15 protein-coding genes, 1 tRNA gene and 2 riboswitches are annotated in these 21,537 nt (G+C 59.9%); of the genes, 6 read left to right on the top strand and 10 right to left on the bottom strand.

The features are described 5' to 3' along the window. Positions 1 to 60 precede the first annotated feature (60 nt). The 3 genes from HB376_RS17885 (at position 61) to HB376_RS17875 (ending at position 3,213) form a co-directional block, all read left to right on the top strand. On the top strand, positions 61 to 1,209 hold the full coding sequence (locus HB376_RS17885; protein WP_213765008.1) for a branched-chain amino acid ABC transporter substrate-binding protein: 1,149 nt from the start codon (positions 61 to 63) through the stop codon (positions 1,207 to 1,209). A 173-nt stretch (positions 1,210 to 1,382) separates the two neighbouring features. Continuing rightward, a complete protein-coding gene (locus HB376_RS17880; protein ID WP_213765007.1) occupies positions 1,383 to 2,591 on the top strand; it encodes an AAA family ATPase in 1,209 nt (402 codons plus the stop codon). 1 nt (position 2,592) lies between these two features. After that, on the top strand, positions 2,593 to 3,213 hold the full coding sequence (locus HB376_RS17875; RefSeq protein ID WP_213765006.1) for a DUF4276 family protein: 621 nt from the start codon (positions 2,593 to 2,595) through the stop codon (positions 3,211 to 3,213). 111 nt (positions 3,214 to 3,324) lie between these two features. Here HB376_RS17875 and HB376_RS17870 read toward each other — a convergent pair whose 3' ends face one another. From HB376_RS17870 to HB376_RS17830, 9 genes are all read right to left on the bottom strand, one after another. Then, on the bottom strand, positions 3,325 to 5,016 hold the full coding sequence (locus HB376_RS17870) for an AMP-binding protein (RefSeq protein WP_213765005.1): 1,692 nt from the start codon (positions 5,014 to 5,016) through the stop codon (positions 3,325 to 3,327). A 94-nt stretch (positions 5,017 to 5,110) separates the two neighbouring features. Then, positions 5,111 to 6,817, bottom strand: a complete 1,707-nt coding sequence (locus HB376_RS17865) for a thiamine pyrophosphate-binding protein (protein ID WP_213765004.1) — start codon at positions 6,815 to 6,817, stop codon at positions 5,111 to 5,113. Positions 6,818 to 7,394: 577 nt separating this feature from the next. Then, the gene (locus HB376_RS17860) at positions 7,395 to 8,783 is read right to left on the bottom strand and encodes an L-serine ammonia-lyase (RefSeq protein WP_213765003.1); all 1,389 of its coding nucleotides are present in this window, start codon (positions 8,781 to 8,783) and stop codon (positions 7,395 to 7,397) included. Between the two features lie 30 nt (positions 8,784 to 8,813). After that, entirely contained in the window at positions 8,814 to 9,917 is a 1,104-nt protein-coding gene (locus HB376_RS17855) for an alginate lyase family protein (protein WP_213765002.1), read from the bottom strand. 121 nt (positions 9,918 to 10,038) lie between these two features. Then, entirely contained in the window at positions 10,039 to 12,966 is a 2,928-nt protein-coding gene (gene gcvP / locus HB376_RS17850; RefSeq protein ID WP_213765001.1) for an aminomethyl-transferring glycine dehydrogenase, read from the bottom strand. 62 nt (positions 12,967 to 13,028) lie between these two features. Continuing rightward, on the bottom strand, positions 13,029 to 13,409 hold the full coding sequence (gene gcvH, locus HB376_RS17845; protein ID WP_213765000.1) for a glycine cleavage system protein GcvH: 381 nt from the start codon (positions 13,407 to 13,409) through the stop codon (positions 13,029 to 13,031). 66 nt (positions 13,410 to 13,475) lie between these two features. Then, complete coding sequence (gcvT, locus tag HB376_RS17840; protein WP_213764999.1) at positions 13,476 to 14,600, bottom strand: glycine cleavage system aminomethyltransferase GcvT; 1,125 nt, start codon at positions 14,598 to 14,600, stop codon at positions 13,476 to 13,478. A 132-nt stretch (positions 14,601 to 14,732) separates the two neighbouring features. Beyond that, positions 14,733 to 14,867, bottom strand: a riboswitch (glycine riboswitch). Positions 14,868 to 14,911: 44 nt separating this feature from the next. Beyond that, positions 14,912 to 15,034: riboswitch (glycine riboswitch) on the bottom strand. Between the two features lie 217 nt (positions 15,035 to 15,251). Then, a complete protein-coding gene (locus tag HB376_RS17835; RefSeq protein ID WP_213764998.1) occupies positions 15,252 to 15,629 on the bottom strand; it encodes a hypothetical protein in 378 nt (125 codons plus the stop codon). Between the two features lie 156 nt (positions 15,630 to 15,785). Beyond that, the gene (locus HB376_RS17830; protein ID WP_213764997.1) at positions 15,786 to 16,829 is read right to left on the bottom strand and encodes an oxidoreductase; all 1,044 of its coding nucleotides are present in this window, start codon (positions 16,827 to 16,829) and stop codon (positions 15,786 to 15,788) included. Between the two features lie 242 nt (positions 16,830 to 17,071). On the opposite strand from HB376_RS17830, the gene HB376_RS17825 reads away from it, so the two are divergent. Next, complete coding sequence (locus HB376_RS17825; RefSeq protein WP_213764996.1) at positions 17,072 to 19,177, top strand: UvrD-helicase domain-containing protein; 2,106 nt, start codon at positions 17,072 to 17,074, stop codon at positions 19,175 to 19,177. An 84-nt stretch (positions 19,178 to 19,261) separates the two neighbouring features. Here the strand turns inward: HB376_RS17825 and HB376_RS17820 are convergent, their stop codons facing one another. After that, on the bottom strand, positions 19,262 to 20,167 hold the full coding sequence (locus tag HB376_RS17820) for a c-type cytochrome (protein ID WP_213764995.1): 906 nt from the start codon (positions 20,165 to 20,167) through the stop codon (positions 19,262 to 19,264). Positions 20,168 to 20,489: 322 nt separating this feature from the next. Here HB376_RS17820 and HB376_RS17815 point away from each other — a divergent pair. Both HB376_RS17815 and HB376_RS17810 read left to right on the top strand, forming a co-directional pair. Then, positions 20,490 to 20,565, top strand: a tRNA-Arg gene (locus HB376_RS17815). 630 nt (positions 20,566 to 21,195) lie between these two features. Then, positions 21,196 to 21,537: hypothetical protein (locus HB376_RS17810; protein WP_213764994.1), on the top strand; the 342-nt coding region annotated here is incomplete at its 3' end.

Raw genomic sequence — 21,537 nt, 5'->3', positions numbered from 1 at the left:
ACGGCAGCAGGCACGGCGATCCCGGCACACGCTGCCATCTACCAGAGAATCAGGAGAGTTATGGATTACACGATGAAGAAGCTGGCAGCAGCGATGTGTGTTGCTGGACTGTCGCTCGCGGCAACGGCTCAGGCGCAGACGGCTGAGGACGTGAAGGTAGGATTCGCCGGCCCGATGACCGGCGCGCAAGCGCACTACGGCAAGGATTTCCAGAACGGCGTGGTGCTCGCGGTTGAAGATTTCAATGCGACCAAGCCTGTGATCGGCGGCAAGCCGATTCGCATCGTGCTCGATTCCGCTGATGACCAGGCTGACCCGCGCACCGGCACGACCGTGGCTCAAAAGCTCGTTGACGACAACGTCAAGGGCATGCTCGGTCACTTCAACTCGGGCACGACGATCCCCGCTTCGCGCATCTACGCGAACGCCGGCATTCCCGAAATCGCAATGGCGACCGCGCCGGAATACACGACGCAAGGTTACAAGACCGCATTCCGCATGATGACTTCCGATACGCAGCAAGGATCGGTCGCCGGCGAGTTCGCGGTGAAGACGCTGAAGATGAAGAAGATTGCGATCGTCGATGACCGCACGGCTTATGGCCAGGGTCTCGCCGACCAGTTCGAGAAGGCTGCGAAAGCATCGGGCGCAACGATCGTGGATCGCGAATACGCGAACGACAAGGCTGTCGACTTCAAGGCCATTCTGACGAAGATCAAGTCGTTGAATCCTGACCTCGTGTACTACGGCGGCGCCGATTCGCAAGCTGGCCCGATGGTCAAGCAGATGAAGACGCTGGGCCTGCGCGCGCCGTTGATGGCGGGCGAAATGGTCAAGACCGATACGTTCCTGAAGATCGCCGGCAATGCGGCTGACGGCACGGTGGCATCGCTGGCTGGTTTGCCTCTCGATGAAATGCCGGGTGGCGCGGCTTACGTTACGAAGTACAAGGCGCGGTTTAACGAAGACGTGCAAACGTACTCGCCGTACGCGTACGACGGCGCAATGGCCATGTTCACGGCGATGAAGACCGCGAACTCGACGGACCCGGCGAAGTATCTGCCGGTGCTCGCTAAAACCGACATGCCGGGCGTGACGTCGAAGGCGCTCGCGTATGACTCGAAGGGCGATTTGAAGAACGGCGGGATCACGCTGTACAAGGTCGTCGACGGCAAGTGGACGACGCTGCAAAGCGTGGGTGGCAAGTAAGGTTCAGTTTGATGTTGTGAGGATGCGAAGTTATGAAAAGCCCCGTACGCGCTTCGCGCTGCGGGGCTTTTTCACAGTAGAGGAGCGTTCGAACGCTAGAATGTGTGCAGGTCTTTCAAGATCACAAGCGAATACACTGTCGCCATCGTCGTGCGAACCGGATCAACCACCAGATGTCATCCACAATTTTCCTGAGTCGCGTTGTGCTGCGGAACTACAAGAGCATTGCTGCTTGCGATGTGGCTTTGGGTCCGTTGACTTTCTTGGTGGGCGCGAACGGTTCTGGCAAAAGCAACTTTCTGGACGCGTTGCATTTAGTACGCGATGCGTTGACCGGTTCCCTGGACAACGCAATCAGCGAACGTGGTGGACTGAATGAAGTAAGAAGGCGTTCCGCCGGTCATCCGACGCATTTTGGAATTCGACTCGAGTTCATTTTGCGGACGGGACAGAAAGGCAGATACGCGTTTGAAGTGGGGGCGTTGGCGAATGGGGCATTCGAGATACGAAAAGAAGAGTGCGTTTTGGGTGAAATCGGCAAGGGACCTTTCTTCCGGTTAGAACACGGCAAACTGACTCACACAAGCGAGGCAACTTTCCCGGTCGTGAGCAGCGATAGATTAGCGTTGGTCGGCGCGTCCGGACTTGAGGCATTCCGCCCGGTTTATGAAGGGCTCACGTCTATGGGGTTTTATAACTTGAACCCGAAGGTCATTCGTGAGCTGCAAAAGCCTCAAGACGGACGTTTGCTCAAGCCATCGGGAGAGAATATCGTAAGCGTCATTGGACATCTGGAACGCGCATCGCCGGCTTCAATGCAGCTCATTCAAGAGTATCTGCGTGCCGTCGTTCCAATGGTCCATGGCGTGGCGCGTGTTTCGGTTGGTCCGGCGGAATCGTTGGAATTTCGACAAGATATGGCAGGCGTCAAGCATCCGTGGCGCTTTCTAGCACACAACATGTCGGACGGTACCCTGCGAGCGCTCGGCGTACTAACCGCGTTATTCCAGAGGAACGTGGACTACGCACCGTCCCTGATCGGCATTGAAGAACCGGAGACCGCGTTACATCCAGCTGCTGCGGCGGCTCTTCGCGAAGCATTAAAACGCGCTTCTGGACAGAGTCAGATTATCGTCACCAGCCATAGCCCGGATCTCCTCGATGATTTCGAAATTGCCGAGGACGCCATTCTTGCTGTCGCGTCCACGGCAGGACAGACGTACATCGCTCCTCTTGACGTAGCATCGAGAGAGACAATGAGGGAGCATCTTTTTTCAGCCGGCGAGTTGTTGCGCCTGAATCAATTGGGCCCCGATCCCACCATCGTCGAAAATCAGGCATCCAGGCAAGGACAGCCTGATCTTTTTGGCGAGGGCAATTGACATGACGCGCGTGGTCTCGATCGTCGAAGGGGACGGGGAAGTACAGGCATTACCGATCCTTCTGCGGCGACTAAGTAGTTGGCTCACGCCGGAAGCGTTCACCACCGTTGAACCGCCCATCCGGGTTCATCGGGATAAGTTCATTCGACGCGTCGATGAGTTCAATCGAATCCTCTTGCTTGCGGCAAAAAAGTGCACCGACAACGGCTGGATCTTGATTCTGCTCGATGCCGACGACGATTGCCCCGTTGAGATGGCGGAGGAGATTCGACGGAGGACGCGCGAGGTCATACCTCACCGATGCGTTAGCGTCGTCCTTGCGAATCGGGAGTTCGAAGCGTGGTTCATGGCGGCCGCACGCTCGTTAGTCGGATGTCGGAATTTCAGTTGGGATTCGCCGGACGCAGCACCGGCCAACAGCGAAACCTTGAGAAACGCCAAAGGCTGGCTCGCCGATCGGATGGGCGGCCAGGGCTATCACGAAACCCTGGACCAACCTAAGTTCACAAGTGCTTTCGATATGGAGTTTGCTCACACGCAAAGCCGCTCCTTCAGAAAACTTTGCGAGGACTGGAGTGCTTGCGTTGCGCAGGTTGGGCGGCAATCAGGTAAAGCGGTGTAGCGCCGTCACGCGCATTGGTATTGTCGCGACGGAGCAAAGGAATGCTTCACACGGGAACGGTGCTATCGCTCCAGCCGGAAGTTGCCAGACACAACCTCCGGCCAGTCGCATTCATCCCGCGAAATCCTCTTCCCAGTATTCATTCTCCCGGCGTGCATCGCTGCCTCGCGCTTCTTCGGTTTTCCTTAGTTCTACGCGACGAATCTTGCCTGAGATGGTCTTCGGCAATTCATAGAACTCGATACGTCGAATGCGCTTGTACGCGGCCAGTTTCTGTGCGGCGAACTTCAGGATTTCACCGGCGGTTTCCTTCGTCGGTTCATATCCGTTGCGCAACGCGACGAACGCTTTCGGTACCGATAAACGCAGCGGATCCGGACTCGGCACCACCGCCGCTTCGCCGACCGCCGGATGTTCGATCAGCACGCTCTCCAGCTCGAACGGACTGATGCGGTAATCCGATGCCTTGAAGACATCGTCGGCGCGGCCTACGTAGGTAAAGTAACCGTCGTCGTCGATGGACGCCACATCGCCCGTACGATAATGACCGCCGCGCATCGCTTGCTGCGACTTCGATGGATCATCCACGTAACCGTCCATCAAACCCAGCGGCTTGGGGTCGAGGATCAACGCGAGTTCGCCTTCCTTGGCGGGGTTGTCGTCGTGATCGAGCAGCGTGATGCGATAACCGGGCAATGGCCTGCCCATCGATCCTGGCTTCATCGGTTGACCCGGCGAATTCGCTATCTGCGCCGTGGTTTCGGTCTGGCCGAAACCATCGCGTAACGTCAGGTTCCACGCTTTTTTCACGCGCTCGATAATCTCGGGATTCAACGGCTCACCCGCGCCGACAACCTCGCGCAAGTGCACCTTATACGCCGATAAATCCTCCTGGATCATCATGCGCCAGACGGTCGGCGGCGCGCACAGCGTGGTGATCTGGTGCTTGACGAGCGCCTCCAGCGTGGCCTTCGCGCTGAAGCGCGACGTGTTGTGGATGAACACGGTCGCGCCCGCATTCCACGGGGCGAAGACACAACTCCACGCATGTTTTGCCCAGCCGGGCGAACTGATGTTGAGATGGACATCGCCGGGTTTCAGGCCGATCCAGTACATGGTCGACAAGTGCCCCACCGGATAGCTCTGATGGCTGTGCAGTACGAGCTTCGGGCGGCTCGTGGTACCGCTCGTGAAATACAGCAGCAGCGGATCGGTCGCGAGCGTCCTGCCTTCAGGCTCGAACGAGGGGCTTTCGTTGAAGGCATCGGCGAAATTCAGCCAGCCTTCGGGCAACGCAGCGCTCTGCGGAATGGCGACCGCTATGCGGGTTTTGGTTTTATCGATGGAATCGAACTTCGCGGTTTCACTCGATGCCACGATCACATGCTTCACTTCGCCGCGCGTCATGCGGTCGGCGATGTCCGCCGGCGTTAGCAACATGGTCGCGGGAATGGTGACGGCGCCGAGCTTCATCGCGGCGAGCATGGTTTCCCAAAGCGCCGGCTGATTTGGCAGCATCAGCAAGATCCGGTCGCCTCGCTGGACGCCTTGCTGCCTCAACCAGTTGGCCAACTGATTCGATCTCGCCGATAACTCCGCAAACGAGAGCTTCGTTTCGTCTCCGTTCTCTTCGACCACCCACAGCGCGGGATCGAGATTGCTGCGTGCGTATTCATCGAACCAGTCGAGTGCCCAGTTGAACTCCGTCAGTTCGGGCCACGCGAAGTCTTTGTACGCGGTGGCGTAGTCGTCGCGATGACGCAGCAGAAAGTCTCTTGCCTGCAGAAATGCTTGCGATGCCATGGTCTTGCGTCTCCTTGATTTTGTTCGCTTTCGCGTGAGCCTTGATCTGGCTCTTTTGCGAGTGTCCGTGGCCGTCACAGTACGTGGTGGCCGTTCACTTCTGCCGCAACTTCTCCCCTTGTTGCCTTACCTGATCCAAGGTCGCCGCCGGGGTACTCGCATCTTTCGGAATCCTTATTTCTATCACTGACGGCAATCCCGTTTTCATCGCGCGCTCGAATGCGGGCATGAATTGCGCCGTGGATTCCACCCGTTCTCCGTGTGCTCCAAATGCGCGGGCGTAGGCTACGAAGTCGGGGTTCGTGAGCGCCGTGCCGTGCACGCGGTTCGGATAGTGGCGTTCCTGATGCATGCGGATCGTGCCGTATTGCTGGTTGTTCACCACCACGAATATCACCGCGAGCTTGTACTGCATGGCCGTGGCCAACTCCTGGCTCGACATCATGAAACATCCGTCGCCCGCAAATGCGACCACTACCCGGTCCGGATACAGCGACTTCGCCGCGATTGCTGCGGGCACGCCATAGCCCATCGCGCCGCTTGTCGGCGCGACCTGCGAGCGGAAATGCCGATACGCATAGTGCCGATGCAGCCACGTCGCATAATTTCCGGCACCGTTCGTCACGATGGCGTCGGCCGGAAGGTGTTCGCTGAGTTGCTCCATTATCTCGCCGAGCTGGACATCGCCGAGCATGGGCCGCGGCTTGCGCCACGCGAGATACGCGTCATGCGCTGCTTCAATAGTGCCGCTCCACGGGATGACCGCGGGCGGCGTGAGTGTCACGAGCGCTGACACCATCTCCGGCATGCCTGAAACGATCGGCAGATCCGCCGAATACACGCGCCCCAGTTCTTCCGCGCCTTGGTGTACGTGGATCAGCGTTTGTTTGGTCTTGGGGATATTGAGCAACGTGTAGCCGCCGGTTGTCGACTCGCCCATTCGGGGGCCGAGGACCAGGAGCAAGTCGGCATCGCGGATGCGTGCGGCGAGGGCGGGATTGATCCCGAGGCCGACATCGCCGGCATAGTTCGGATGGTTATTGTTCAGCGTGTCCTGGAACCGGAAGGCGCAGCCGACCGGCAATTGCCATGTCTCCACGAAACGCGCGAAATCCGCCGTGGCTTCGGGCGTCCAGCCGCTGCCGCCGGCAATGACAAAGGGTCTCTCCGATGCCGCGAGCATGTCGTTCAAACGCGCGATCTGCGAGGGTGCCGGCGAGGCTGCCACACGTTGATAACGCGGCGCACCCGGCACGGCTTCGCACGCGTCGCTCAGCACGTCTTCCGGCAACGCGAGCACGACGGGGCCTGGCCGGCCGGAGGTTGCGATGTGGAATGCATGGCTCAGATATTCGGGAATGCGGCGCGGATCATCGATTTGGGCGACCCACTTCGCCATTTGCCCGAACATGCGGCGGTAGTCGATTTCCTGGAAGGCCTCGCGGTCCATGTGTTCGCGTGCGCATTGGCCGATCAGCAGGATCATGGGTGTGGAATCCTGGAATGCCGTGTGGACGCCGATGGAGGCATGCGTGGCGCCTGGTCCGCGGGTGACTAGTGCCACGCCGGGGCGCCCGGTCAGTTTGCCGATCGCTTCCGCCATGTTTGCGGCTGCTGCTTCGTGGCGGCAGACGATGGTCTGGATGCGGCTGGTTTCGTCGTGGAGGGAATCGAGGATGGCGAGGAAGCTTTCGCCGGGAACGCAGAAGACGCGTTCGACGCCGTGGGTCAGGAGTGCATCGACGACCAGGCGCGCGCCGGTGGTCGGAAGGGTGTTGGGGGACGAGACAGCAGATGTCATGCGATGAAATCTCCCAGAAGGTTTCGCGCGGACGGCGATGGGCATTGGATTTCATAGCTTACGCTTGAGCGGGGCGCCGGCGCTAGGGAGGGGTTTTGCTGGTTCTGTTCTGGCTACGATTTTTCGAGGGATATGGACGGAGCGGGCGCATATTGATGGTCGGTTATCCGCGGATAGCGCGGGGTGGTCCTTGGGCAGGTTCAGTCACTGGTGGCGAAGCGTGTGGGTATCGGTGTTCGGAGAAGGAGGGGTTCACACATCCGTGGCTCTGGCGAGCACCGTGCTTTTGGGGCACCCATGAATCAAAACTGCACGCTGTGGACACTTAGGGTAGAGCGGTTAAAGCGCTTTCTTTGCTTCGTTTCTTTGTCGCTTTGGACAAAGAAATGACGTGCCGCCACGCACAGTGGCTAATAGTGATAAAGAGAAAATCCGACTCTCGCAGACCACTAACATGGAAAGCAGCAACCCGGCATAGACCCCGACCACTAACGCCAAAAGCACCACCCCGGCATAGACCCCGCCCACCGCCCCAAAACCCGCCCGGCCCAAAACCCCGTCCACCGGTGCGAACAAACTAACACTCGACGATATTCACCGCCAACCCACCCCGCGACGTTTCCTTGTATTTGGTTTTCATATCAGCCCCGGTTTGCATCATTGTCTTGATGACGGAATCGAGCGACACGTAATGACTGCCATCCCCGCGCATTGCCATGCGTGCAGCGTTCACCGCCTTCATCGACCCCATTGCATTACGTTCGATGCACGGAATTTGCACCATCCCGCCAACCGGATCGCAGGTCAGCCCGAGGTTATGTTCCATCCCGATCTCGGCGGCATTCTCAACCTGCGTCGGCGTTCCGCCCATGACCGCCGCCAACCCGGCCGCCGCCATCGAACACGCAACGCCTACTTCGCCCTGACACCCAACCTCGGCACCCGAAATGGAAGCGTTCATCTTGTACAGAATCCCGATAGCCGCCGCCGTCAGCAAGAAATCAATCACGCCCTGCGCATTCGACCCAGGCATGAACCTATCGTAGTAATGCAGCACCGCCGGAATAATCCCGGCCGCGCCATTGGTCGGCGCCGTCACCACGCGCCCGCCCACTGCGTTTTCCTCATTCACCGCAATGGCGTAAAGATTAATCCAGTCGATCATGGAAAGCGGATCGCGCAACGCCTGCTCTGGCTTATCAACCAGCGCCCGATACAACACCGGCGCCCGCCGCTTCACCTGGAACGGACCGGGCAGGCAACCATCGGCGTCGGGGTTATCGATTCCGCAACCGCGCTTCACGCACGATTGCATCACGTCCCAAATGCGCAGCAATCCCGAACGAATCTCGTCTTCGCTACGCCACACACGCTCGTTGTCCCACATCAATTGCGCCACGGATTTCCCCGTTTCACGGCACAACGCAAGCAATTCATCGCCGGACTGGAACGCGTACGGCAACTGTTCAATAGCGGTCAGCACCTTCACATTCGATGCCCCCGCCGTCACCACAAACCCGCCGCCCACCGAGAGATAGGTCGAGTCACGCAATGACACGCCGTTGGCATCGAAGGCGTGGAGTTTCATGCCGTTCGGATGCTCAGCCAGCGCCTGCCGCAGAAAAACAATGTGTTCCTTCAACACAAACGGAATCTCATGACGGCCCAGCAACATGAGCTTTTTTGTCGCGCGGACGGTCTCAAGACGCGTGCTGATCGTGCCGGCATCCACCGTATCCGGCGCATCGCCCATCAAGCCGAGCATCACGCCGCGATCCGTGCCGTGACCCTTACCGGTTGCGCCGAGCGAGCCGTACAACTCGCATTTCACCGTAGCCGTGGCGTCCAGCAGACCATCGCGTTCGAGCCCTTGCACGAACATCAGGGCGGCGCGCATCGGCCCGACCGTATGCGAACTCGACGGACCGATGCCGATTTTGAAAAGATCGAAAACGCTGACTGCCATGACTGCTCCTGCAAAGGTCGTGCTAAAAAATCATCGCGCCGGCAGCGGCAAACAAACCGCGAGCCAGGCCGGCGGCGTAGGCGCCAGGCGCAGCGAAATGGGCGTGTAACGCCCGTCGAGCCGCGCCGATAGATGAAACAATTCGGCCGCGTGTTTCGGATCCCACGTACCCGAATAACCGGGCAGGCCGGCCTCGCGACGGGTGGCATCGAAGGGCACGCTCGAACGAACAAATTCCTCGTGGGTGCGCGTGCCGAGCGCATAGGGCGTGAGCCAGTTCAGCGCGGCGGCGAGGGTCGCACCCGACTGCGCGCGCTCGCTCAGCCAGTTGCGGTTATGACGACGCGCGGCGAGCGCGGCTGTGACCAGCGGCTGCAGGTCGTAAGTGACGTAATGCAGCGCGTCGCGTTCGGCGAAATCGACGGTCGAACCGTCCGGCGCAATGTTGTCCCCAATATGCTCCACATACAGACGCTGCGCCGCGTTAATCAACTTGCGGTCATCGATAGTGAACGCGCCCATCGCGATCAACTTGATCCGGTGACTCTGCCAGTTGTTTCGATACGTGCCGGTCAATGGACGCTTTTGTTTATCGATATCCGCTACATATCCCGTCACCATCTTCGCGATGAACGCATTCGACGCATTCCGTGTTTTTACCGGCAATGCGCTCGCGGTCAGGTCGTAGGCGAGGATCAGCGACTCGAAATTCGTTTCATCGATAGGATTGAAACTCGGCTGATACGTCGTGACCCACGCGAATAAAAACCGGTCGACAAGACGCAAATACGCTTCGTTGCCGGTCGCGCGCCACGCAAGCGCGGCATCGCGCATCAAGTCGAGATCCTTCTCCGCTTCTTCGCTTTCGTCGCGAATGCCCTGATGCGGCAACGTGCCTTCTGTATGAAGCGTCGCCCGCGCTTTTGGCTGGTCGTTCAGCCGCGACTGCACCATTTTTACCAGTGCTTTCACACCCGGATCGGCGTTCGTGCGCTCACTGTTCTGCATCGCGGGCGCAGCGCAAAAATTCATTGCGGCGAACGCGCTCTGTGCGGTCAATGCCGTTGCTGCAAGGGCCGCGATCATCGCCGGAATACGCCACGTTTTACTCACCACTCGCACCTGTCGCGCCATGCAAAACTCCCTGATTGGCTTGGTTCGGGTGAGATGGTATCTGGTGTTGCGTGACTCCGGCAAAACTGTCCGGCTATCAGGAAAGCCGGACAGTTGAAACGCGCGCTTATTTAGCGTCCATTCATTCGCCGTATTCGGACAACGGAATGCACGAACAGAACAGATTGCGGTCGCCGTAGGCGTTGTCGGCGCGGCCAACCGGCGGCCAGTACTTGCGCGCGATCAAAGACGTCAGCGGATACGCCGCCGTTTCACGCGAGTAGGCGTGGCTCCAGTCATCGGCGACAACAACCGCTGCCGTATGCGGTGCGTGCTTCAGCGGATTATCTTCGCGATCCGATTTGCCTTCCTCCACCGCGCGAATTTCGTCGCGAATGGCGATCATTGCATCGATAAACCGATCCAGTTCCTCCTTCGATTCCGATTCCGTCGGCTCGACCATCAGCGTGCCCGGTACCGGGAAGCTCATGGTCGGTGCGTGGAAACCGTAATCGATCAGGCGTTTCGCGACGTCATCGACCGAAATGCCGCTGGTTTCTTTCAGTGGACGCAGATCGAGAATGCATTCGTGCGCGACCAGACCACCCGCGCCGCTGTACAGCACGGGGTAATGGGGCGCGAGCCGCTTCGCCACATAGTTCGCCGCGAGAATCGCGCTTTCGGTGGCGTTCGTGAGGCCTTGTGCACCCATCATCGCGATGTACATCCACGAGATCGGCAGGATGGCGGCTGAGCCATAAGGCGCCGACGATACCGCCCCAATCCCGGCTGCATCACGTTGGTAGCCAGTCGAATGCTGATTCGGCAAGAACTTGGCCAAATGCGCGCCGACCGCGACCGGACCCACGCCCGGTCCGCCGCCGCCATGCGGAATGCAGAAGGTTTTATGCAGGTTCAGGTGCGAGACATCGCCGCCGAACTGGCCCGGCGCGGTGAGGCCGACCATTGCGTTCATGTTCGCGCCATCGACGTAAACCTGACCGCCATGCGCGTGCACGATCTCGCAGATTTCGCGCACGTTCGCTTCGAACACGCCGTGTGTGGACGGATACGTAATCATGATGGCTGCCAAATTCGCAGCGTGCTTTTCGGCCTTGGCCTTCAAGTCGGCGATATCGACATTGCCTTGTTCATCGCACGCAACGACAACAACCTGCATGCCGGCCATTTGCGCCGATGCCGGGTTCGTACCGTGCGCCGACGACGGAATCAGACAAATGTTCCGATGTCCTTCGCCACGCGATTCGTGATACGCGTGGATGATCAGCAAGCCGGCGTACTCGCCTTGCGAGCCAGCGTTAGGTTGCAGCGATACAGCCGCGTAACCGGTACACGCAACCAGCATTTGCTCAAGCTGGTCGATCATCGTGCGATAACCCACCGTTTGCTCAGCCGGCGCAAACGGATGGATCTGCGCGAATTCGGGCCACGTCACGGGCAGCATTTCCGACGTCGCGTTCAGCTTCATCGTGCACGAACCGAGCGGGATCATCGTGCGGTCGAGCGCGAGATCCTTATCCGCCAGACTGCGCAGATAGCGCAGCATTTCATGCTCGGAGTGATGACGGTTGAACACCGGATGCGTGAGGTATTCGCTCGTGCGTTCCAGTGTTTTCGGCAGCGAGACTTTTGCGTCTGCATCGAGTGCGTCGATATCGAACGTTTCCGTCTTGCCTGCCACTTCGGTGAACAACGCGAAGAGCTTCAGGAGGTCGTCGCGCGTGGTGGTTTCATCGACGGAAACGCCTACGTGCGTTGCATCGATATGGCGAAGGTTCACATGCACCGCCGACGCCGCCTGATGCAGCGCCGTGGTATTCGTGCCGCTGACGATGGTGACAGTATCGAAGAACGTCTCGTTGGCGAGCGTGTAGCCGAGTTTTTGCACGCCGGCCGCGAAGATCGACGCCACGCGATTCACGCGCAACGCGATGGTCTTCAGGCCCTGCGGCCCGTGATACACGGCGTACATGCTGGCCATGATCGCGAGCAACGCCTGCGCCGTACATACATTCGATGTCGCCTTTTCGCGGCGGATATGTTGCTCACGGGTTTGCAGCGCGAGACGCAGCGCGTGCTTGCCTTGGGCATCGACGGTCACGCCGACCAGACGGCCCGGCATTTGCCGCTTGAAGTCATCGCGTACGGCCATGTACGCCGCGTGCGGACCGCCGAAACCAACCGGCACGCCAAAGCGCTGCGTATTACCGATAGCCACATCCGCGCCCCATTCGCCCGGCGGCGTAAGCAGCGTGAGCGCGAGCAGATCGGCGGCGGCGATTACAAAACCACCGGCGGCGTGCACCGCTTCAGTCAACGCGCGATAGTCATGCACATCGCCGTTCGCGCCCGGATATTGCAGCAGCACGCCGAATGCGTTGGCCGTGGCTGCGTCGGCGGCAGGACCGACTTTCACTTCAATGCCAGCCGGTTTTGCGCGCGTGCGCACGACTTCGATGGTCTGCGGCAGCACGTCGTCGGCGACATAAAACAGGTTTGATTTCGGCTTACCCGCACGTTGCAGCAGTGTCATGGCTTCGGCAGCGGCGGTGGCTTCATCAAGCAATGATGCGTTCGAAATCGCGAGACCTGTCAGGTCGACAATCATCTGCTGGAAATTGAGCAACGCTTCCAGACGGCCTTGCGAAATCTCCGGCTGATACGGCGTGTAAGCCGTGTACCACGCCGGGTTTTCAAGCACGTTGCGCAGGATCACCGCCGGCGTGTGCGTGCCGTAATAACCCTGGCCAATATAGTTCCTGAACACCAGGTTCTGATCCGCGAGTTTCCTCAACGACGCCAGCGCTTCCGCTTCGCTTTTCGGCTGCGTGAACGCGCCGAGCGGCAGCGTTTCGTGGCGTCGAATGGCCGTAGGAATCACCGCGTCGATGAACGCCGCGCGCGACGCGAAACCAAGCGCGTCCAACATGGCGTGCTGGTCGGCCGCATCCGGGCCAATGTGCCGCTGGGCGAACGCATCGTGGCATTCGAGCGCGGCGAGGGACAAGGATGAGCGATTCATCAGACGGTCCGGGTGTTCGAGCTTCATGAGAATTCCTGCTGGTGCGGCGGCTTTTTATAAAAAGCACGCCGCACGGTCGTTGAAAAGTCTTACTCGCCGATCGAGGCGCCGTATGCACCGGCATCGATCAACCGATCTGTCTTGGCGTCGGCGGCGGGCTTGATCTTGAAGAGCCAGCTTTCGTACGGCGTGCCGTTGATCTGGTCCGGCGTGCTGGTCAGCGCATCGTTCGCGCCGACGATTTCGCCGGCCACGGGCGCGTAGATATCGGATGCTGCTTTCACCGATTCGATCACCGCGATGGCGTCGCCGGCGGCAACGGTTTTACCCACCGGCGGCAATTCGATGAACACGACATCGCCCAGTGCTTCCTGTGCGTGATCCGTAATACCGATGGTCAGCGTGCCGTCGGATTCGGTGCGCACCCATTCGTGCGATTCGGTGTATTTGAGGTCGGCCGGGATGCTCATGCGGATGCTCCAGTTGTCTTGAGAGTGGGACGTGCGCCGCGTTTTCAGCAGGCGCTTGCGGGCTGTTTAAAGCGACGCCAAAACCTTGCCGTTGCGCACGAAAGGCAGTTTTACCACGCTTGCCGGCAGTTGTTTGTCGCGGATGACGACATGCACTTTGTCGCCCGGTTTCACGCTCGCCGGCACCCGGGCGAACGCGATGGATTCCTGCATCGACGGCGAGAAAGTGCCGCTGGTGATCTCGCCTTCGCCATCGACTGTGACGACTTTTTGGTGGGCACGAAGCACGCCACCGGCGCGGCCGTTTTCCTTCTGCAGAATCAAACCGACAAAGCGCGCCTTCGATCCATTTTTTTCCAGCGCCGCACGGCCGACGAATGCGCGATTTGCATCGTTCAAGTCGACGGTCCAGGCGAGGCCGGCGTCGAGCGGCGAAACCGTGTCGTCCATGTCCTGGCCGTAGAGGTTCATGCCGGCTTCGAGACGCAGCGTGTCGCGTGCACCGAGGCCCGCGGGCTTAACGCCCTGCGCAATCAATGCGTTCCAGAACGCGACCACTTGCGTAGCGGGGACCACGATTTCGAAACCGTCCTCGCCGGTGTAGCCGGTGCGCGCGAGCATGATGTCGCCGAACGAGCTGACCGGGAATTGCACGGCGTTGAAGGGTTTGAGTTCTGCGGTGGCGTCGCGCGTTTCCGGCAGAACTTGCCAGACTTTTTCGCGTGAGTTCGGTCCTTGCACGGCGACGATCGCGAAATCGCGGCGCGGCGTGATGGTCAGTCCAAAACCGCCTTCGGCATTCAGATGGCCGAACCACGCGATGTCTTTCTCAGCCGTGCCGGCGTTCACGACGACGCGATAGTTGTCATCGGCGAAGTAATAGACGATCAGGTCATCGATCACGCCGCCTTCCGGGTTCAGCAGGCACGAATACAGCGCCTTGCCGGGAACGGTCAGTTTGTCGACGTTGTTGGCGATTGCGTACTTGAAGAACTCGCGGGCTTTGTCGCCGGTGAAATCGACGACGCGCATGTGCGACACGTCGAACATGCCGGCGTCGGTGCGCACCGCGTGGTGTTCGTCGATCTGCGAACCGTAATTGACGGGCATGTCCCAGCCGCCGAAATCGACCATGCGTGCGTTGAGCGCAAGGTGAGCGGCGTGCAAAGGCGTGTGTTGAAGATCAGACATGGAGCGGGCCTCGGGCGTGCGCGAAAACAAAAAAAGGCCATGCGTTGAACCCGCTCGGGGTTTCGGCCTTCGCTGCTGCATTGAATAACGCCAATGCAACATGCAAAGCCCAAACCGCGTAGCGATCCGGTACATGACCCCTCTGTCCTCGGTACCTGAGAGATTGCACGCTGTTCGCCAGTGATCCGACGTCCAACGCGCGCCCCTTCGGTGGGCATCTGGCTGGTACTTCTTTGTTAGCCGATGCCGCTCTCCAGAGTTCGACTTTCCGTTTTTGGCGCCCAATTCAAGGCGCAGTTCATATACGGAACTTCGACGCGGCCGGTCCTTTTGCCTGAGAGTTTGTGGGTGTGCCCCTTCGGCGGCGCTTGCTTCGTTTTAAGTCGTTCTCGATGCGAACAACCGAAGCCAGCGCGCTCTCCCGACGCGTGCGGCGAATTTACGCGACCGAATTCAGCTTGTCAAACGGGAGAGGCCGACGCAGCGGCTCTTGATCCTTTCCGAGCCCTGGATCGACGCGCTTTTCTGGACGTAGCGGAGATGTTGCTGGGGATTCAGCTCAATGCGGGGCATCAATGAGAATAAGAAAGCCAAGCCGAACGACGGATACCCGCACAAGGGCCTGTCGTTCGGCGCATAAAACCGCGGTGCTTACCGAATCGCGTGCTGCAAACCGTCCAGCTCGCCGTTCAGCGTGTGCTGTTCTTCACCCGACAAACCCCCGCCGTGCTGGGAAGCCATGTCACGCGCTTCCTGACGCACTGCATCCAGCCGATGATGGAACGCATCGCCTTGTGGCGGCGGATAAAAGCCCTGGCTTACGCGCTGATCGACGTGATGCCAAAGCGCGTTGATGCGACCGTTGACCTGATCCATCCGATGAACCGCTTCCATATGCGGATCGGGGCGTACAGGCGTTTCCTGAACGACATTGACTTGCCGTGCCGGTTCGACGACACACGCCGCCAGCGATCCCGCGAGCGCCACGCCAATCAGCGCACGGGTAAAACCTGCTTTAAGCGTCAGCATTGAAGTTCTCCTTCTTTTGGTTTTTAAGATAAGACGATTGGAGAAGAACGGTCCGCGCACCGCGCCGGCTGACGCCGGGACGGTGCGCAAATGTAACGCTGTGTGTTTGAAAGTCTTGCGTGGGCCGATTGTTATCGCTGCGTTATCGCTGCGATATCACAGCGGCGTGAAATCCAGCCGGCGTCCCTCGGCATTGCTGCGAATGGCGATATCGATGATGGTCATGACATCGACGGCATCTTGTGCCGTGACCGGGAACGGCTTCCCCTCGAGCACCGATGCCGCCAGCGCTCGATAAAACTCCGCATAAGCGCCATCGCGGGTCGCGAATTCCTGGCGCAAGTCGTGGTCGCCATCGACTTCGCGAAGCAGGCCGGGCGGATTGTGGCCGAAGCCGGGGTTTCCCGGGCGCAAACCGGCTTTGAGCTGGTCTTCCTGCACATCGAGACCCGTTTTCACATAACTGCCGCGCGTGCCGTGGATGGCGAAGCGCGGCGGTTCCAGCGCGGCCAGCGCGGTCGCGTGCAGCACGATCTCCTTGTCCGCATAGCCGAGCAGCAGATGAACATAATCCGGTGCGCTCGCGTGATCGCGGTGGGCTTTGACGCTGGCGAATATGGTTTGTGGCTGGCCGAAGAGCGCCAGCGCCTGATCGATGAGATGCGGCCCGAGATCGAACAACAAGCCGCCACCACGCGACGCTTCCTCGCGCCAGCGCTGCGGCACTTTCGGCCGAAACCGGTCGAAATGCGATTCGTAGTGCGTGACGCGCCCAAGCCGGCCGCTTTCGATCAACGCGCGCACCGTCATGAAATCGCCATCCCAGCGACGGTTATGGAACGGCGCGAACAGCAGTCCGCGCGTTTTGGCCAACTCAGTGAGCGTTTTTGCGTCAGCGCCGGACAAGGTGACCGGCTTGTCGACCACGACGTTCCTGCCCGCTTCCAGGGCTTTCCTGGCGAGATCGAAATGGGTGTCGTTGGGCGTTGCAATGACGATGCAATCGAGTTCATCGAGGGCGAGCAGTGCATCGAAATCCTCGACGATCGTCGCGTTCGGATAATCAGCCTGCGCCCGCTCGGGTTTGCCGGTGGCAATGGCGGACACCGTCGCGCGGCCACAATGCTCGATTACCGGCGCGTGAAACGTTTCGCCGGCAAAGCCATAGCCCATCAGGCCTACTTTTAGAAGTGCTGTCATGCGGGCATCCTGTTGTCTTGGCGATGCCGGTATTGTGGCATGGGCCGCTGGCGATGTTGGGCCGGTGGTTACGTCTGCGTCGCGCCTCACGGGCGCGTGGATTGAAACAAACAAACAAACCCGTGTTAACATCGCGCTCTCGAAATTGCGCCCGCTTGGGAGTGGCGCAATTTTGCTCACCACAGCGTATTTCCGGCAGCCGAAACGTCCGCCCGATTTACGCATCTCAAAGTGTCCGAACGATGTCCGCAGCAGGTATGAACGCCGCGCAATCCGAAGCGGTGCGCTATCTCGATGGCCCATGTCTTGTCCTTGCCGGCGCCGGCAGCGGCAAGACACGCGTGATCACCCAGAAGATTGCCCATCTGATCGAAGGCAAGGGTTTCGAGCCGAAGCACATTGCCGCGCTGACCTTCACGAACAAGGCCGCGCTCGAAATGCGCGAGCGCACGGCCAAGCTGCTCGAAGGGAAGACGCTCACCACGCCCGGCAAGGAAGGCCGCCGGGTGCCGGTGAACCAGTTGACCATCTCCACGTTTCACTCGCTTGGCGTCCAGATCATGCGGCAGGAGGCCGAGCACGTCGGCCTGAAACCGCAGTTCTCGATCATGGATTCCAGCGATTGCTTCGGCCTCGTCCAGGAACAGCTCGGAACTACCGACAAGGGCCTGATCCGCAAGGTCCAGTCGATTATTTCGCTGTGGAAAAACGGCATGATGTCGCCGGATCAGGCGGCGGCGAGCGCGTCCAATGAGGACGAGATGCAGGCGGCCATTGTGTTCCGCAGCTATGTGGCAACGCTGCACGCCTATCAGGCGCTTGATTTCGACGATCTGATCCTGAAGCCCGCGCAGCTTTTCGCGGAGAACGAGCAGGTTCGCGAAAAGTGGCAGAACCGGCTGCGTTATCTGCTGATCGATGAATATCAGGACACGAATACCTGTCAATACGAGCTGCTGAAATTGCTGGCCGGTCCGCGTGCGGCGTTTACGGCCGTGGGCGATGACGACCAGGCCATCTACGGTTGGCGCGGCGCAACGCTTGAAAACCTGGCGCAGTTGGGCAAGGACTTTCCGAAGCTGCACGTGGTGAAGCTCGAGCAGAACTATCGGTCGACCGTGCGCATCCTGACGGCCGCCAACAATGTGATTGCGAACAACCCGAAATTGTTCGAGAAGAAGCTGTGGTCCGAACACGGCATGGGCGACTCCATTACCGTGACCGCTTGCAACGACGAAGAGCACGAAGCGGAATCGGTGGTGTTCCGGCTGTCGGCGCATAAGTTCGAGCGGCGCGCGGCGTTTCGCGACTACGCCATTTTGTATCGTGGGAATTTTCAGGCGCGGATCTTCGAGCAGGTTTTGCGGCGGGAACGGATTCCCTACGTGTTGTCGGGCGGCCAGTCATTCTTCGATAAAGCCGAGATCAAGGACATCGTCGCGTATTTGCGGCTGATCGCGAATCCTGACGACGACCCCGCGTTTATCCGCGCGATCACCACGCCGCGGCGGGGTGTCGGCAATACCACGCTCGAAGCGCTGGGTTCGTTCGCGGGGCAGGCGAAGGTGTCGCTATTCGAAGCCGTGTTCATGGGCGGCATTGAGGCGCGGTTATCGGCGCGGCAGGTCGAGCCGTTGCGCGCGTTCTGCGAATGGATGCAGCGCCTGGCCGATCGGGCGGGGCGCGATCCGGCCACCCAGGTGCTCGACGACATGATGGAGGCGATCCATTACGAGGCCTATCTCTACGATGCCCACGACGAACGGCAGGCGCAATCGAAGTGGCAGAACGTGCTTGAATTCTGCGAGTGGCTGAAGAAAAAGGGCACAAAGCCGGAGGCGGAGCCGTCCGAGGATTCGGAGGCCACGGGGTATGACAACGCCGATGGTTTCGGCGATGAAGGCAAGAACCTGCTCGGCCTGATCCAGACCGTTGCGCTGATGTCCATGCTGGAGGGCAAGGACGAAAACCCCGATGCCGTGCGGCTGACGACAGTGCATGCATCGAAGGGGCTCGAATATCCGCACGTGTTTCTGGTTGGCGTCGAGGAGGGGATCATGCCGCATCGAGGTAATCCCGATGCGGACGCGGACGCCCCGGTCGACACCGGCCGGATCGAGGAAGAGCGGCGGCTGATGTACGTTGCGATCACGCGAGCGCAGCGCAGCCTTCATGTGAACTGGTGCAAGAAACGCAAGCGGGCGCGGGAGACGGTGGTGTGCGAGGCGTCGCGGTTTATCCCCGAAATGCTTCTCGACGATGCCCCGCCGCCGACCGAGGAGGAAGCGCCGATGTCGCCGAAGGACCGGATGGCGCGGCTCAAAGAGTTGCTGCAGAAGCCGGCTTGATTGTCTCGGTTGGCCTTGGCTGCATTAAAAAACCCTGCGTTTGCGCAGGGTTTTTTGTTTGCGGTGCGTGAGGGACGCGCCTAATTATTTGGCGGCTGCGACCATGTAATCGACGGCGGCTTTCACGTCGGCATCGGATGCATTCGATCCACCCTTGGGCGGCATCGCGCCCTTGCCGTGCAATGCGTAGTTGTAGACGGTGTCCATCGGCTCTTTCAGGCGCGGGGCCCAGGCGTCCTTATCGCCATATTTCGGCGCATTGAGCACACCGGCCGCGTGACAGGCCTGGCAGACCTGCGTGTAGAGCGTCTTGCCAGCCTGCGATGCATCCGCGCTTTGTGTGCCTGCTGCCGCGCCTGAACTTGCTTGCGGCACGTTCGCCAGTGCCGCGACTGCGGCGGCGGCCTGGGCGTTATCGGTCGAGGCTGCGCCTGCTGCTGCTCCGCTCGCCGGTGCTGCCGCCGATGCGCCCGCTGCCGCGCCTGGCGCCGGTTGCGCGGGTTCGGCGAATTTTGCGCCGGCGTCGTTGGCCATATAGACGACTGCGCGGGAGATTTCGAAGTCGCTATAGTCGTCGGGGCTGGTGCCGCCGCGTGCGGGCATGCCGCCTTTGCCGTTGAGCGCGTTGTGGAGCAGGGTGTCGTAGCCTTCCGCGATGCGGGGCGCCCAGTCGCCGGCATTGCCGAACTTGGGTGCGCCGGCTACGCCGGCCGTGTGGCAGGTTGTGCAGACCGCCTTGAAGACTTCTTCGCCGGTTTTGTACACGCGGGGGGCGTTGGCGTCGCGTATGTCGACCTGCGCAACCGGGGCGATGCGCGCGGCCACTTCGGCGTCGGAGAGGGAGTCGGTGCCGGCGCCGGTGCGCGTCGTGTTGTTGACGTAGACGGCCAGCAGGACGATCACGACGATCGGGACGGCGAACCCGGCGACTATTGCCGCAATGAGTTGGCCAGGCGTTTTGATCGGGACTCCGTGGGGTGATTCACTCATGCTCGTCTCGTCTCCCTTTTATTTGTGAGTCGGTTCAGCAACAGCGTGACGCCAACAACGACTTTCCGGGGTGTTCGTGATCGTTTTCACCAGCACGGTCGATTATAGACGGAACGTTTACGTGGCGGCGTGCCCGCAAAGGCCTGTCGCAGCGCGTGTTAACCCGGATTCCGGTTGCCGGGACGAGGGTGCTCGCGGGTTCGGTTATCGGTTGGCCTGGTCCTTGCGGTGGACGGATCGGCGGAAAACAGGTATTGTTTCGGACTCGCAGCGGCCCTGCCTCCATTGTTTTGTATATGGAACGCGGTGCCCTCGGTCATACGCGCCCGTAGCTCAATGGATAGAGTACTGCCCTCCGAAGGCAGGGGTTGCTGGTTCGATCCCAGCCGGGCGCACCAAGAATTAGCAAGGGTTCCGAGGGTTTTAGCCGGTTCCGCACTTCCTCCGATCGCATTTGATTAGCCGCCGATTTCAGCTTCGGCTGCTGTTTGTCGAATTGCGTGTACGCGCGATCGATATGTGGCCCCAATTCCGAAGCGATCGTTTTGCCGATATCCGTATGCAATAGGCGTCTCGGCCGCCTGGTTCCAGGCCAATTTGTCCGCTGTCAGTCGCGGTACTCATCTCAGAGAAGCGCGCGAACTCCCAATCTCCAGATTCATCTCTACGCCGGGATCACGTTCAACTCCAATCGCATGCCGAGCAAGGCCAGCGCCAAGGCAATCGTGTCGATCTTTGTCACATGCCCAATGTCAACTATGCTGGTTCGAACCGCTGACGCGGCGGAAATGTAGACTTGCACGTGCTATGCACCAGATTGCTCTCCGTAGACGGAGCCGGCCATGGAACAGAAGATCCGGAGGCCGCTCGTACTGCGTGCACCTTAGTAGAGGTTCAAACCAGTAATAATCAACGCGCTGGGCAACGGGGCGATAACCTGGACAGTGCGAATCCGCACCCATGTTGATTCTCGCGCCCATGCCCGCATGTGGTGAGGTTGATAGACGATCGTAGGCAGGCCAATAAGCATGAACAAAACTGAATTCACCGAGCACGACAGCACGCGTGCCGAGTTGCTATGTTTCCTCGTCGCGATTGCGGCGGCATCGTACGCGCTGAATCAAGAATGGCGTGTGGACCATGTCGTTGAATGTTGCCGTCGGTGGCTAAAGAAGAACCGGCTGACGATGCACTGGCTCGATCGGGTCCGCATGGGCCAACTTGCGCTGAAGATCGCCAGTAAAGACTTGCTGGAGGCAGGAGTCGCGGTTCGGCTGTCAAGCGTGCAGGCACTCTTCACCGATGAAATGGAACTCAACGGTTCGAGCACAATGGTGCAGAGGATGATGGCGCTTTGTCACGATGCACTC

Source organism: Caballeronia sp. dw_19 (assembly GCF_018449515.1).
Taxonomy (GTDB): Bacteria; Pseudomonadota; Gammaproteobacteria; order Burkholderiales; family Burkholderiaceae; genus Caballeronia.
This window is presented reverse-complemented; position numbering and strand designations above follow the sequence as displayed.